Consider the following 12,078-nt stretch of genomic DNA (forward strand, 5'->3'; position numbering starts at 1 on the left):
ACGTGCGCTGCGGCACCGAGGACTGTCTCTGGAACCAGGCGCGCACGAAGAAGATGAGCACGGTCGAGCAGATCGAGCAACTGGTGCGTATCTCGCGCGAGTTCGGCCGCGAGGTGGCCACCGCCCAGCAGGCGCGCGAAATCAGCAAGATCGGTGTGTTCTACGACACGGCAGAGGAGACCCTGCTGGCCAACGGCTTCGCGCCCAATCGCAACGGTGGTAACCAAGGCTTCCTGCGCAAGGCTGTCTGAATTTTCGAATGCACATTGGTGTGAGGTTAGCGTGCGCCCTCGGCTATGTGCCGGAGCGACGGCACGTCGAGAATCGTCAGGTACCGAGTCGGCCGAAAGCAGCCCCTGCTGCGTGAGCATGCGCGGTGCCTTATTCACTGTCTGGCGCACGCCGCAAGCACTGAGGCCAGGTCGCCTTGAGACACGTGGCCGGGGGTGATTGGATGGGCGCGAGACTATGCAGGAATCTGCATCCATTGCGATCCGATCTCACAAGCAAATAGAACCTCTATCGTGCTAGTTTGACCATGCGCAGTATCGGTTGCGGATGCGCGAGTATAGAAACAGGTCAATTGGGACAACATGCACCCGGCATGGCGCAGAGAATCGCCTGTGAGGGCATCGAATCTTCGCCAGTGGGGCGGTCGCCCAGAACAACGAAACGTGTTCCGTTTCATTAACGAGAGTGAAGATGACAAACGGCGTAGGTGGTAGTGATCAGCAAACGGCATTGGCGCGACTCTTGCCGTGTGCGAGTGAGGTTGAGGAAATCAGTGCAGTTGAACATCTGACGCGGATAAGTAAATTGCAGAGAAATATGACGGATGCTGGCGTCGATGCGGTTTACGTCAATGCGGGGACTAATCTGCTTTATTTCACTGGAATAGAATGGCACCCCAGTGAAAGGCTTCTTGGTGCCATCATCCCTGCGAAGGGGAGTTTGATCTACATCGCACCGTGGTTCGAGGAAAGGACGTTGCGCGATCGCATGAAGGTTGAAAGCGACGTCATGTGCTGGCACGAAGACGAAAGTGCGTATGCGGCGTTTTATAAAGCCTTGCTTGCAATCGGCATAGCGCCAGTTCACGGAAGTCGCGCGAAAATTGCTATCTGCGGAACCGCCTCGGCATCAGTTTATTTTGGATTGAAGGAATTATCGGAGAATTATGAATTAGTCTGCGCCGACGCTTTGATTGGGTCTTTGAGAAAGAACAAATCGCGCACGGAGATTGCAATCATGCAGGCCGCTAAAGACATGACTTTGCAGGTTCAGCGGGCGGCGGCAAGCATCTTGCGCGAGGGAATTAGCACGGTGGATGTTTGTGACTTCATAGACCGGGCGCATCGGAAAGTGGGCGCGGCAGGGTCGCATTTCTGCATCGCCCTGTTTGGGGAGGCAACATCCTATCCACATGGGGTCAAAGAGCCGCAAGTTCTCAAACGCAATGACGTGGTCCTGATCGACACCGGCTGCAAGTACAAGAACTATGTTTCCGATATCACGCGCACCTACGTTTTCGGTGATGCAAACGATCGGCAGCGATTTGTGTGGAACGCAGAAAAGGCAGCACAAGCCGCTGCTTTTGATGCTGCACAGTTGGGTGTTTCATGTGCAGAGGTCGATCGCGCGGCGAGACGTTGCCTGGAAACCTATGGGTTCGGTCCTGGCCATCAGCTACCGGGTTTGCCGCATCGGACTGGCCACGGCATTGGCCTCGACTTGCATGAGGCGCCGTATCTGGTGGGGAACGACGAAACGCTGCTGGAAGTTGGGATGTGTTTTAGCAATGAACCCATGATCTGCATTCCCGGCGAATTTGGAGTGAGGCACGAAGATCACTTCTACATGACCGAGGAGGGACCGCGGTGGTTTACCCGACCCGCATATTCCATCGACGATCCTTTTCGCGTCGCGTAGGTTCGACGGACGAACACTCCCGGCCGAAGTCACCGGCCAGAGACGGAGATATCAGCTGCAATAGCACGGGCCCGCTCTCATACGAGATATGGGCCTGTTTCAGGATGCCGGGCGAGCCAGCTGGATTCCTACTTGCCCGATTGCGACGTGCTGCTGGTATCGGCGCCGTAAGCAGTGTTGTTGCTGTTCTGTTGCGCAACGATGGCTTCAGCGCGCTGAATGTTTGCCGGGTAGTTCAGCCAGTCGTTCGGGTTGTAGCCAGCTTTTTCAAGCTGGGCAAGTTCTTCGCGGACTTGCGCGCGCGTCACGGGCTGGCTCGACTGCGCAAACGAAGCGAGCGGAGCAGCGATGAGGGCTGCAATGGCAACGGCCTTGATGATCGACTTCATGGTGACTACCTCCAGCGATTATTTTGATATGAGCAACAAACCCATATGTCTGTTGCAAATGGCGGTAGTTTAGGAGTTGGGGCGATTGGGGTAAATACCTAATCCAGCTATAGACTGTTGCGAATTTCGAGACGATTGTGTTCGGCGCAAGACCGGAGTGTGGCAGCGTTGTATGGGTAGGACGATGGGTAGGCCGTGGTCCGGGGATGCGGGATCCAAACCTGGCGGGGCTTTGCAGGCAACTGTTGGACTTGGCTGCCTTCCGCCCGAATGGCTCCCAAGCGTTTTCACAGGCTGCTGTAGAGGTAACCATAAAACTTCCAAACGGAAGTTTTATGGTTACCTCTACAGCCTTGCTCGCGTGCCGTTGGTGAAGTAGATTTTAATTGGGAGATGAATCAGGCGGGAGGGGCTGCCATGGAACTGAGCGTAGAACGCGTCGATGTTTGGGCAGCTACCATCGACGACAAACCGGGCGGGCTTGCGCAAGTATTAAGCGCTTTGCGGGATGCTGGCGTAGACCTGCAGTTCGTCATCGCACGTCGCACGCCGGAAGCATCGGGCAAAGGGGTCGTGTTTGTCGCACCGCTGCAGGGGGAGAGGGAGATCCATGCCGCGACACAGGTCGGGTTCACCGTCACCCCGAGCCTTCACTCCGTCCGTGTAATGGGCTTGGACCAGTTGGGGATCATCGCGCAATTGACCCAGATGCTGGCCGACGGGGGGATCAACCTCCGCGGCGTTTCCGCTGCTGTACTTGGCACACAGTTCATTGCTTATCTCGCGGTCGACTCGTTGGACGATGCCGAAAAGGCGATGGACATTCTACAGAGGGCCTGAAGAGCCCCTGCCGGACCGCGAACTGGCGTGGTTCTTCTTATCGAGGCGACTGGGTCGCCCTGTCTGACACGACTGCCCTGGACGACCACTTCAGATCGACAGACTGCGCAGCCGTGCGTGCACGCGAGCGCGATGCGGCCTGGTCTCAGTTCGTTAAGGGTTGTTCGACGCCTGCCCTTGTCTGCTGCCGCGTGAGCGCACGACGACGCGTGCGGGCAGGCGTCGAACAACCCTTAACGTGAAACGCCTGACAGAGTGATATCCGCTTGTCTCGTCTAGGCCTCAGGCGCTTAGCGCCTGTTTGAACGGTTGCGCACCAGCTCGCCGACCAACTGTGGACTCCATTCGATGCTCGAGCGACGCCTTGCGCTCTTCTTCAGCGCTCGCGATGAAGTCGGACAGTTCGCGCTCCATAGCTGAATCTTTGGCGCCCGGCTTCCACGTCGCGGCTTCGTGCCGCCGACGCGTGGTCCGGGCAAGTGCTAACGCTGCCATCACAGCCTTAGCACATTCGTATTCAACCTGGCCACAAAGGTCGATCGGCTCACCGAATTCGCGGAACGCTTCCACATACTCCCGAGCGGCGTGCACCGTTGCCGGGTATTCGCGCAGATCGGAGATAACTTTGCGACGCAGGAGAGAGCGCGCAAAAGTTGGGGAGGCTTGGGAGCGCGACGCGCTGCGCGATGCTGTGCGCAATTCGCCGCCACCTGTCCCCGAAGACCCACCCAACCCAGACCAGGATGCAGCACCGCCCGCTGATCCGGAAGCACCAATTCGCAATGGTGCGTCCCTATTTGATGCGGCGCAGCATGATTTCGATGCGTCCCTTTTTGTCGTTGTTTCGTAAGCGTTGTTGGTGGGCGATCCTGCAAACTTTGCGGAGCTGGAATCGATGGAGCCTCAGAGACCGCAGTTGCTGCTGCGAACTTTGACCCTGTTTCATGCCTGAAACTTCAACAGTGGTACCGGCCTTCCAATCAAATTTCCCCGCAGACTTTGATGTTTCTCCATAGCACTGCTGGGGTTCCGGATAGGGCTCTTCATGCCGTCGAGTCATTAAGAAAATGACATTCATGCTCTCGTGAAATCATCAAGAAACGCCGAGAATCACGCTCAGAACGGCATTGGCCGGATTCAAGGAGCGATGAAGATGTATGCAATTACCGGTGTGACAGGGAAGGTGGGCGGCGCGGCAGCACGCGCGTTATTGGACGCGGGACACGCAGTGCGCGCTGTCTTACGCGACAAAAAGAAGGCGGCGGAGTGGGTGGAGCGGGCGGGCTAGGGGGCGGCAAGGGGGGCGGCGACATAGCGAGGATGGCAAACACCGGATAAGGTCGCCACGCCGCAGCCGTCGTCGCGGTGTTGAATCAGAAAACTGATTCCCAGGGAGGATCGTCAGGTCTCTATTTCAACGCGCCGGTTGCGGCAGTCCCAATTTGGGACTAAAATGTCCTGCATGCGAATCGTTGCCAAAAAAACCATTCTTTCCTTCATCGAAGGGCACGCTCAAGCCGAGCAATCGCTGTTGGCGTGGCACGCGGAAGCTTCCAAAGCGAACTGGAAAACGCCACAGGACATCAAGGATCAATACGGCTCGGCAAGTTTCATTGGGAAAAACAGAGTGGTGTTCAACATCAAGGGCAACGATTTTCGATTGATAGTTGCGATCGCGTATCGAATCGGTGTGGTCTATGTCAAATTTGTTGGCACCCACGCCGAGTATGACAAGATCGACGCTGAAACCGTGGAATTGGAGTAACGAACATGGATATCCGCCCCCTGCATACTGAGGATGATTACAAGGCCGCGCTCGCGACCGTATCCGAACTCGTCGATGCCGACCCGGCGCCTGGCACGCCGGATGGTGATCGCCTTGATATTCTGTCGATCCTGGTGGAGCGTTACGAAGCCGAAACCTTCCCGCTGCAAAGCCCGGATCCTGTTGAGGCCATCAAATTCCGGATGGAACAGGCCGGCTTGTCGGTCCCGGATATGCAGCCGTACATCGGTAACGCGAACCGGGTCTACGAGGTTTTGAACCGCAAGCGCGCCCTCAGCCTTACGATGATTCGCCGCCTTCACGCGGGATTGCACATTCCTGCTGACGTGCTGATCGGAGTGGCTTGACCGGAAAAGGAGCGGCGCCCCCGCTGCGACTGAGATCGATCGCCTGGATCGCATACGTCGCCGAAACGCCCGCTCAACAAAATCAAAAAATCGACCGCCCAGTAATCGTGGTCAACAATTCCAGTGCCTTCGCGCCGGCAAGTGAATTGCCGTTCGCGTCGAGCCCGGGCGACCACACGCAGACCGCCATCTCGCCCGGCAGTATCGCGACGATGCCGCCACCCACGCCGCTCTTGGCTGGCAAGCCGACACGAAAGACGAAGTCGCCCGCAGCATCGTAGGTGCCGCACGTTAGCATCAGGGCCGACAAACGCTTGGTCGAACTGCTGTCGAGGATGCGTTCCCCGGTCGAAGGCACAACGCCTCCATTGCTCAGAAACAACGCAGCCTTCGCCAGCTCGACACAGCTCATCGAAATCGCGCACTGCCGGCAATACGCCTCGACCACCGCGTGGACGGGCATGTCCATATTGCCGAAGCTCGCGATGAAATGCGCCATCGCCTGGTTGCGGTCTGCATGTTGAAGCTCTGATTGCGCGACGCGCGAATCGTAGTCGATCGTGATCTCACCGGTCAGCCGCCGCATAAACTCCACCAGCGCTGTCTCGGCACGCACGAAGCGGCGGCACAGCACATCGGTGACGACCAGTGCCCCAGCGTTGATAAACGGGTTGCGCGGCTTGCCTTGCTCTGCTTCAAGCTGCACCAGCGAATTGAACGGCGTGCCCGACGGCTCGCGGCCGACGCGCTGCCACAGTTCGTCGCCGAGCAGCCGGAAAGCCATGGTGCAGGCGAACAACTTGGAGATACTCTGAATCGAGAAGCGCGTATCGGCCTGGCCGATGCGGAAGACCTCGCCGGACGGGGTGACGATGGCCATGCCAAAGCTGTCGGCCGGGACCTTTGCCAGTTCCGGAATGTAATCGGCGACCTTGCCGGTACCCAGGTAAGGCTGAAGATCGCGATGAATCTGTTCGAGGATGGATGCGTAGTTCATTGGGCTCGGACCGTTTGAAGCCGCGATTCTACTGGCAACCTGGCGCGAATTGTTTATGCGGCGAGGCGCTGTCGGGTTCGAACAGCGTTTCGCGAAGGCTATGCTAGTCTTACTGTGTTTCTTACAGTAACCGGGTAAAACAGACAATTCATGACGCAAGCCTTCGATCCGGACGGCGTCGCGCGTCCGGTATTCGTGGTCGATGAGCGTTACAACGTGCTGGACGAACCGTGGCGCGCCTACCGTCGCGCGCGGCTGATCCACGTGAGCGCTGGCGTGCTGACCGTGCGCACCGAAACCTCACGATGGGTCGTGCCGACGGGGCACGCGCTCTGGCTGATGGCGAACGTACAGCATTACCTGTCGGCCGCCGAGCCGGTGCAACTCCATTCTCTGTATGCCGATGCGGACGCTGCGCCGCTACCCGCGCAAAGCGGTGCCCTGGCGCTCGACCCTCTGGCGGAAGCTTTGCTGGGTGCCGCAGCAGAACTGCCGTACGACAAACCGTTCGACGAACCCGCGGAGCGTCTTCTGCAAGTCTTGCTGGACCGCCTGTTGGGGTTACCCACGGCCTCTCTGGCGCTGCACTGGCCGCAAGATCCACGGATCCAGCGGATCGCCGAAGCGCTGAGCGCCAACCCGGCGGAACCTGCGGTGCTCGACGATCTGGCCCGGGCTGCCGGCGTAACCGCTCGCACGGCGGCGCGCCTTTTCGTCAAGGAGACCGGGCAGACCTTCGGCCAGTGGCGGCAGCAACTGCGGTTGCTGGTTGCACTGGAGCACCTCGGCGCCGGGGAGAGCGTCACGCAGGTGGCGCTCGAAGTTGGCTACAACGACGTGTCCTCGTTTATTGCGGTGTTCCGTGATGCCTTCGGCGACACGCCCGCCCGCTATTTCCGCTGACTCCACTGAGGCAGCGCCAAAAAACACCGCGATCAGTGCGCGCCCGACGCGGCCGCTCCGCCGCCGCCCTTGGCCGGCTTCGTAATCCAGATCAGCGGAATGATCAGAATGAAAATGATCGCCGACACAAAGAAGATGTCGTTCAGGCCCATCATCGCGGCCTGAGTGTTCACAGTGAAATCGAACAGCGCGTGCGACGATTGCGTATTCAGATGCAGCAACGACTGGGTCGAATCGATCTGCTGGTTGAACAGCGGGTTGTTCACGGTAGCCTGCTCGGTCAGCCGTTCATGGTGCAGCACGGTGCGGTTGTTCCACTCGTTGCCGGCGATCGAGGTGCCCACCGCGCCGCAAAACACCCGCGCGAAATTCGACAGGCCGGCGGCCGCCGGAATCTTGTTCGGCGGCTGGCCGGACAGAATGATCGCCGTCAGCGGCACGAAGAACAGCGCCATCGGAATGCCTTGCAGCAGCGTGGGGAGCACGAGGTGCCACGTGTCGATTTCGATCACGTACTTCGAGCGCATATAAAACACGATCGCAAAGCCGATAAATGCGAGCGTGGCGATGATGCGCGCATCCGAGCGCGGCAGCACGCGGCCCATCACCGGCGCGAGCAGCACCGCGAAGACGCCGAGCGGCGCAGTGACGAGACCGGCATCCACGGAACGGTAGTTCAGATACTCCTGCATCCATTGCGGCAGCAGCACCAGGTTGCCGAAGAACACGCCGTACGCCACCGAAATCGCAATCGTGCCGCCGAGAAAATTGCGCTGCTGGAACAGCCGCAAGTCGACGATCGGGTTTTCTTCAGTCAATTCCCACACGAGGAAGAACGCGAAACTGATCACCGCGGTGATGCCGAGAATCACGATCACCGGCGACGAAAACCAGTCGAGGTCCTTGCCCTTGTCGAGCATGATCTGCAGCGACGCGACCCATGTAACCAGCAGGCCGAGCCCGACCACGTCGATGGGTGGCTTGCGGGTTGCCGACTCGCGGGTGCGATAGATCATCCACGTCACGCCGGCCGCGAAAATGCCGACCGGAATGTTGATGTAGAAGATCCACGACCAACTGTAGCTATCCGTGATCCAGCCGCCGAGCGCGGGGCCGGCAATCGGGCCGACGGTGGCCGTCATGGCCCATAGCGCGAGCGCGGTCGACGATTTTTCCTTGGGATACGAGCCGAGCAGAATCGCTTGCGAGAGTGGAATAAGCGGGCCGGCCACCGCGCCCTGGAACACCCGGGCGACCAGCAGGATCGGCAGCGTGGGCGCAATACCGCACAACCACGACGCCAGCACGAACATCAGAATCGCGCCGACAAACAGTTTGACCTGGCCAATGCGTTGCGTGAGCCAGCCGGTCAGCGGAATCGAGACGGCATTGGCCGCGGCGAACACCGTGATGACCCACGTGCCTTCGTCGACCGAGACGCCGAGGTTACCCGAAATGGTTGGGATCGCAACGTTTGCAATCGACGTGTCGAGCACGTTCATGAAAGTGGCGAGCGCAACGGCGATGGTCGCCAGAACCAGTTTGCCGCCTTGCAGAGGCGGCGGTGTAGGTGGTGCAGGCGGGGCAGCGGCGGGCGCGGAAGAGGGCTGGCTCAAACGATTCTCCGGATGGCGATGCGACGGACGTTCTGCACGGCGTTCTATTCACCACCCGGGCAATGAGCTGGGCGGTCCATCGAATGCTCGCAAAAAAGCATACCTGTATTCGCGTTTTGGCGTCGTCGAGCCGTGCAGGTCGGACGGCAGAAACCAATGCGGCAGCGTATGCTCCCGGCTGAGGCTGCATGGCGCGAAACCACGCGCCGTGAAACCGAAAGTACAGCGGGTACAGAGAGAGGAATTGAATATGGCTTGGGAGCAATTCGAACACGGCTGGCGGCGCGCGCCGGCGATCACGCCGGCCAAGGCACTCGTGGTGCTGATGCACGGCGTGGGCAGCAATGCGCGCGATCTGATGCCGCTCGCGGACATCTGGAGCGAGAGCCTGCCGGACGTGGCGTTTGTCTCGCTCGACGGCACTGACGCTTTCGACGGCGGCTTTGGCGGGCGCCAATGGTTCAGCCTGCGCGATGTCAACGAGGGCAATCGCGAGGCGCGTGTGGCCGCCGCCTATCCGGCATTGCGGCACATGCTCGAGGCGGAACTGGCGCACTGGCAGCTTTCTTTCGATCGGCTTGCATTGGTCGGTTTCTCGCAAGGCTCGATCATGGCGATGCATCACGTGGCGACTAGCGCGGAAGGCGCTGCGGCCGTTGTCGCGTTTTCGGGGCGGCTCGCCTCGGTGATCGTCGCGCAGAACGGTACGCCGCTCACGCTCGTGCACGGCGAAGAAGACGAAGTGATCCCGGTACAGGAGCTGGAATACGCCGCGGATGCCTTCAGCAACGCCGGCTACACAGTCGACGCGTACGCCTTGCCCGGTATTGGCCACACGATTAACGCGGACGGCGTCGAACTCGGCAAGCAGGCGCTGGAGCATGCGCTCGGCACTTTGTCGCGCGACTGACACGGTCCCAATTGAAAAGTGGCCCTAAAGATTCTGATCTGCTTGCCGTTAACTGCTCATTAGCATGAAAATCACTCCCGCCGCGCGGACCGCGCAACGCCCATCTGGGCGTGCCACGCGGTTCGGGTGACCGGGGGCGCATTTTCCATATTGCCCTGCAAGGGCGGATAACGACACATCAGAGCCTTCCTATGGCCAGACCGACGCCGTATTACCCGCTTTTCGATCGACTGTTCCGTCATTCTGTGGCGGTGGACCTCGGCACGGCCAATACCCTCATCTATACCGACAACGGCGGCATCGTGCTGAACGAGCCGTCCGTCGTGGCTTTCCAGAAAGAGTCGGCCGCCGGGCAAAAACGCGTGACGGCCGTGGGCATCGAAGCGCGCCAGTTGCTCGGCCGCGCGCCGGGCAACGTCGAAGCCGTACGGCCGATGCGGCACGGCGTGATCGCCAACTTTTCCGCTGCCGAACAGATGATCCGGCAATTCGTCGACATGGCTCGACCGCGGCCGCTGTTCAGCCGGCGCGCCGCATTCACCTTGTGCGTGCCGGCGGGCGCGACCCAGGTCGAGCGTCGCGCGATCAAGGAAGCCGCGGTGGCGGCCGGCGCATGGAAGGTCAGTCTGATCGGCGAATCGCTGGCGTCGGCGGTCGGCGCGGGCCTGCCGGTTTCGGAGGCGATTGGCTCGATGGTGGTCGACATCGGCGGTGGCACGACCGAAGTCGGCGTGATCTCGCTCGGCGGCCTCGCGTATAGCGGCTCGATTCGCGTGGGCGGCGACAGTTTCGACATGGCGATCATCAGTTACGTGCGCAATCTGTATGGCGTGCTGCTCGGCGAACAAACCGCCGAACACGTCAAGAAGGGCATCGGTACGGCCTTGCGCGAGGTGCCGGTCGAACATATGAACGCGACCGGGCGCAGCGTCGACGACGGTTTGCCGCGCACGGTTCAGTTGAGCAATCACGATATCGCCGATGCGATCGAGGGTCCGCTGCGTCAGGTGATCGGCGCGGTGAAACGTGCGCTTGAAACGGCGCCCGCGGAACTGGTGACCGATATCGCGCACAGCGGCATTGTGCTGACCGGCGGTGGCGCGCTGCTCGGCAATCTGGGGCGCCGCCTGACCAATGAACTCGGGCTCGAGGTCCGCGTCGCCGATGAACCGCTCACTTGCGCGGTGCGTGGCGCGGGCGCGGCGGTCGCCGCCGGTTTGCTCGACGATACCGCCTACGAATGATTTGATGCGGGACGTCCCGCGTTGCAGGTGGCATGAACCTTCGGGCACGGCGCGCGGCTCGCGAGGTGCTCGGCATATAAGCCGCGACACGCACGCGAACGAGCCTCGGCGCATATTGAATGGCTGTGTGACAATACGCCCCTTGTCCCAAATTCAGGGACGCGAACACGTTTTCTTCTTCGAATCCTTTTCTAGCCGGCACCGCTGATGGTTTCAGCCGTTGCCGCGCCGTCCGTGACCCACCTGTGAATCAATCCGTTTCCGCTTCGTCCTCTCCCGCACCCCCGTCCTTTATAGAACTGCATAGCGGCTTGCGCATGCCCTATGTCGAAGCCGGGGAAGGGGAACTGCTGCTGTTCGTGCATGGCTCGCTGTGCGATTACCGCTATTGGCAGCCGCAACTCGCGGGTCTGGCGAAGCAATACCGCTGCGTCACGGTGAGTCTCACGCATTACTGGCCGGTGACGGATACCGAGCCCGACCAGCCGTTTAGCTGGAGCGAACATGCGGATGACGTGGCCGAATTCATCGATCGTTTCGGTGCCGGGCCGGCGCACGTGGTGGGTCATTCGCGCGGCGGGTGCGTGGCCTTTCATTTCGCCCGGCGCCATCCGCAGTACGTGCGCACGTTGACGCTCGCCGACCCGGGCGGACCGTTGCAGATTGCCGGGCGACCGCCCGCGAGTTTGCCGGAGACCGTGAACGCATTGCGCGCAAAAGCCGCGCAGTTGATCGAAACAGGTGAGGTGGAAGCGGGCTTGCAACTGTTCGTCGATTCGGTGAGCCGCCCCGGTTTCTGGGCGATGAGCACGCCGGGTTTTCGCAAGATGGCGACTGACAACGCCCACACGCTCGCGCGTCAATTCCGCGACCCGTTGCCGGCCTACGTACCCGAGCAGGCGGCTGAGGTGCGCTGCCCGGTGCTGCTGATCGACGGAGAAAAGAGTCCCGACATGTTCCGCCGCACTGCGACGGCGCTGCAAACATGGCTGCCGGATACACGCCGCGAAACGGTGCGCGGCGCCTCGCACGGGATGAATCTCGCACATCCGGCAGCGTTCAATCGTTACGTCGACGAGTTCATTCGCTCAGTGGACGTTTGAATTGCCGGTGCAGT

The 12,078-nt window shown here is 60.4% G+C and carries 14 protein-coding genes and 1 pseudogene; 10 read left to right on the top strand and 5 right to left on the bottom strand.

Annotated elements, in window-relative coordinates; all coding sequences use genetic code 11:
• Positions 1–251 (top strand): 3-keto-5-aminohexanoate cleavage protein (locus M0D67_RS38270; RefSeq protein ID WP_266242547.1); only part of this gene is annotated, 251 nt, incomplete at its 5' end.
• Positions 252–702: 451 nt separating this feature from the next.
• Complete coding sequence (locus M0D67_RS38275) at positions 703–1,929, top strand: Xaa-Pro peptidase family protein (protein ID WP_266242549.1); 1,227 nt, start codon at positions 703–705, stop codon at positions 1,927–1,929.
• Between the two features lie 128 nt (positions 1,930–2,057).
• Here M0D67_RS38275 and M0D67_RS38280 read toward each other — a convergent pair whose 3' ends face one another.
• On the bottom strand, positions 2,058–2,318 hold the full coding sequence (locus M0D67_RS38280; RefSeq protein WP_266242550.1) for a DUF4148 domain-containing protein: 261 nt from the start codon (positions 2,316–2,318) through the stop codon (positions 2,058–2,060).
• Between the two features lie 417 nt (positions 2,319–2,735).
• Here M0D67_RS38280 and M0D67_RS38285 point away from each other — a divergent pair, with 417 nt between their 5' ends.
• Entirely contained in the window at positions 2,736–3,158 is a 423-nt protein-coding gene (locus M0D67_RS38285) for an ACT domain-containing protein (protein ID WP_266242552.1), read from the top strand.
• 282 nt (positions 3,159–3,440) lie between these two features.
• Here M0D67_RS38285 and M0D67_RS38290 read toward each other — a convergent pair whose 3' ends face one another.
• The gene (locus M0D67_RS38290) at positions 3,441–3,653 is read right to left on the bottom strand and encodes a hypothetical protein (RefSeq protein ID WP_266242553.1); all 213 of its coding nucleotides are present in this window, start codon (positions 3,651–3,653) and stop codon (positions 3,441–3,443) included.
• 298 nt (positions 3,654–3,951) lie between these two features.
• Positions 3,952–4,236 (bottom strand): hypothetical protein, encoded by a 285-nt coding sequence (locus M0D67_RS38295; protein ID WP_266242554.1) that lies wholly within the window; start codon positions 4,234–4,236, stop codon positions 3,952–3,954.
• 75 nt (positions 4,237–4,311) lie between these two features.
• Between M0D67_RS38295 and M0D67_RS38300 the strand changes: the two are divergent.
• From M0D67_RS38300 to M0D67_RS38310, 3 genes and pseudogenes are all read left to right on the top strand, one after another.
• Positions 4,312–4,437, top strand: a pseudogene (locus M0D67_RS38300) (NmrA family NAD(P)-binding protein); the annotation flags it as partial.
• A 183-nt stretch (positions 4,438–4,620) separates the two neighbouring features.
• The gene (locus tag M0D67_RS38305) at positions 4,621–4,923 is read left to right on the top strand and encodes a type II toxin-antitoxin system HigB family toxin (RefSeq protein ID WP_266242556.1); all 303 of its coding nucleotides are present in this window, start codon (positions 4,621–4,623) and stop codon (positions 4,921–4,923) included.
• Between the two features lie 5 nt (positions 4,924–4,928).
• A complete protein-coding gene (locus tag M0D67_RS38310) occupies positions 4,929–5,291 on the top strand; it encodes a type II toxin-antitoxin system HigA family antitoxin (RefSeq protein WP_093636157.1) in 363 nt (120 codons plus the stop codon).
• 82 nt (positions 5,292–5,373) lie between these two features.
• Here the strand turns inward: M0D67_RS38310 and M0D67_RS38315 are convergent, their stop codons facing one another.
• Positions 5,374–6,288: a glutaminase gene (locus M0D67_RS38315; RefSeq protein ID WP_266242557.1), complete on the bottom strand. Its 915-nt coding sequence runs from the start codon at positions 6,286–6,288 to the stop codon at positions 5,374–5,376.
• Positions 6,289–6,438: 150 nt separating this feature from the next.
• Here M0D67_RS38315 and M0D67_RS38320 point away from each other — a divergent pair, with 150 nt between their 5' ends.
• The gene (locus tag M0D67_RS38320) at positions 6,439–7,191 is read left to right on the top strand and encodes an AraC family transcriptional regulator (protein ID WP_266242559.1); all 753 of its coding nucleotides are present in this window, start codon (positions 6,439–6,441) and stop codon (positions 7,189–7,191) included.
• 32 nt (positions 7,192–7,223) lie between these two features.
• On the opposite strand, the gene M0D67_RS38325 is transcribed toward M0D67_RS38320, so the two are convergent.
• Positions 7,224–8,807, bottom strand: coding sequence for a DHA2 family efflux MFS transporter permease subunit (locus M0D67_RS38325; protein ID WP_171929507.1), 1,584 nt, complete (start codon positions 8,805–8,807; stop codon positions 7,224–7,226).
• A 250-nt stretch (positions 8,808–9,057) separates the two neighbouring features.
• On the opposite strand from M0D67_RS38325, the gene M0D67_RS38330 reads away from it, so the two are divergent.
• The 3 genes from M0D67_RS38330 to M0D67_RS38340 all read left to right on the top strand — a co-directional run bounded on the left by M0D67_RS38330 (position 9,058) and on the right by M0D67_RS38340 (position 12,064).
• Positions 9,058–9,717, top strand: a complete 660-nt coding sequence (locus M0D67_RS38330; RefSeq protein WP_266242560.1) for an alpha/beta hydrolase — start codon at positions 9,058–9,060, stop codon at positions 9,715–9,717.
• A 191-nt stretch (positions 9,718–9,908) separates the two neighbouring features.
• Positions 9,909–10,961, top strand: coding sequence for a rod shape-determining protein (locus M0D67_RS38335; RefSeq protein WP_266242561.1), 1,053 nt, complete (start codon positions 9,909–9,911; stop codon positions 10,959–10,961).
• Positions 10,962–11,278: 317 nt separating this feature from the next.
• Positions 11,279–12,064, top strand: coding sequence for an alpha/beta fold hydrolase (locus M0D67_RS38340; RefSeq protein WP_266242590.1), 786 nt, complete (start codon positions 11,279–11,281; stop codon positions 12,062–12,064).
• Positions 12,065–12,078 lie beyond the last annotated feature (14 nt).

This window comes from Paraburkholderia sp. SECH4, assembly GCF_030511745.1.
Classification (GTDB): Bacteria; Pseudomonadota; Gammaproteobacteria; order Burkholderiales; family Burkholderiaceae; genus Paraburkholderia; species Paraburkholderia madseniana.

Coding starts and splice junctions, on each gene's coding strand:
- M0D67_RS38295 (WP_266242554.1), bottom strand. CDS start 4,236: ATGAATGTCATTTTCTTAATGACTCGACGGCATGAAGAGCCCTATCCG.
- M0D67_RS38310 (WP_093636157.1), top strand. CDS start 4,929: ATGGATATCCGCCCCCTGCATACTGAGGATGATTACAAGGCCGCGCTC.
- M0D67_RS38290 (WP_266242553.1), bottom strand. CDS start 3,653: ATGGCAGCGTTAGCACTTGCCCGGACCACGCGTCGGCGGCACGAAGCC.
- M0D67_RS38305 (WP_266242556.1), top strand. CDS start 4,621: ATGCGAATCGTTGCCAAAAAAACCATTCTTTCCTTCATCGAAGGGCAC.
- M0D67_RS38330 (WP_266242560.1), top strand. CDS start 9,058: ATGGCTTGGGAGCAATTCGAACACGGCTGGCGGCGCGCGCCGGCGATC.
- M0D67_RS38340 (WP_266242590.1), top strand. CDS start 11,279: ATGCCCTATGTCGAAGCCGGGGAAGGGGAACTGCTGCTGTTCGTGCAT.
- M0D67_RS38275 (WP_266242549.1), top strand. CDS start 703: ATGACAAACGGCGTAGGTGGTAGTGATCAGCAAACGGCATTGGCGCGA.
- M0D67_RS38335 (WP_266242561.1), top strand. CDS start 9,909: ATGGCCAGACCGACGCCGTATTACCCGCTTTTCGATCGACTGTTCCGT.
- M0D67_RS38285 (WP_266242552.1), top strand. CDS start 2,736: ATGGAACTGAGCGTAGAACGCGTCGATGTTTGGGCAGCTACCATCGAC.
- M0D67_RS38280 (WP_266242550.1), bottom strand. CDS start 2,318: ATGAAGTCGATCATCAAGGCCGTTGCCATTGCAGCCCTCATCGCTGCT.
- M0D67_RS38320 (WP_266242559.1), top strand. CDS start 6,439: ATGACGCAAGCCTTCGATCCGGACGGCGTCGCGCGTCCGGTATTCGTG.
- M0D67_RS38315 (WP_266242557.1), bottom strand. CDS start 6,288: ATGAACTACGCATCCATCCTCGAACAGATTCATCGCGATCTTCAGCCT.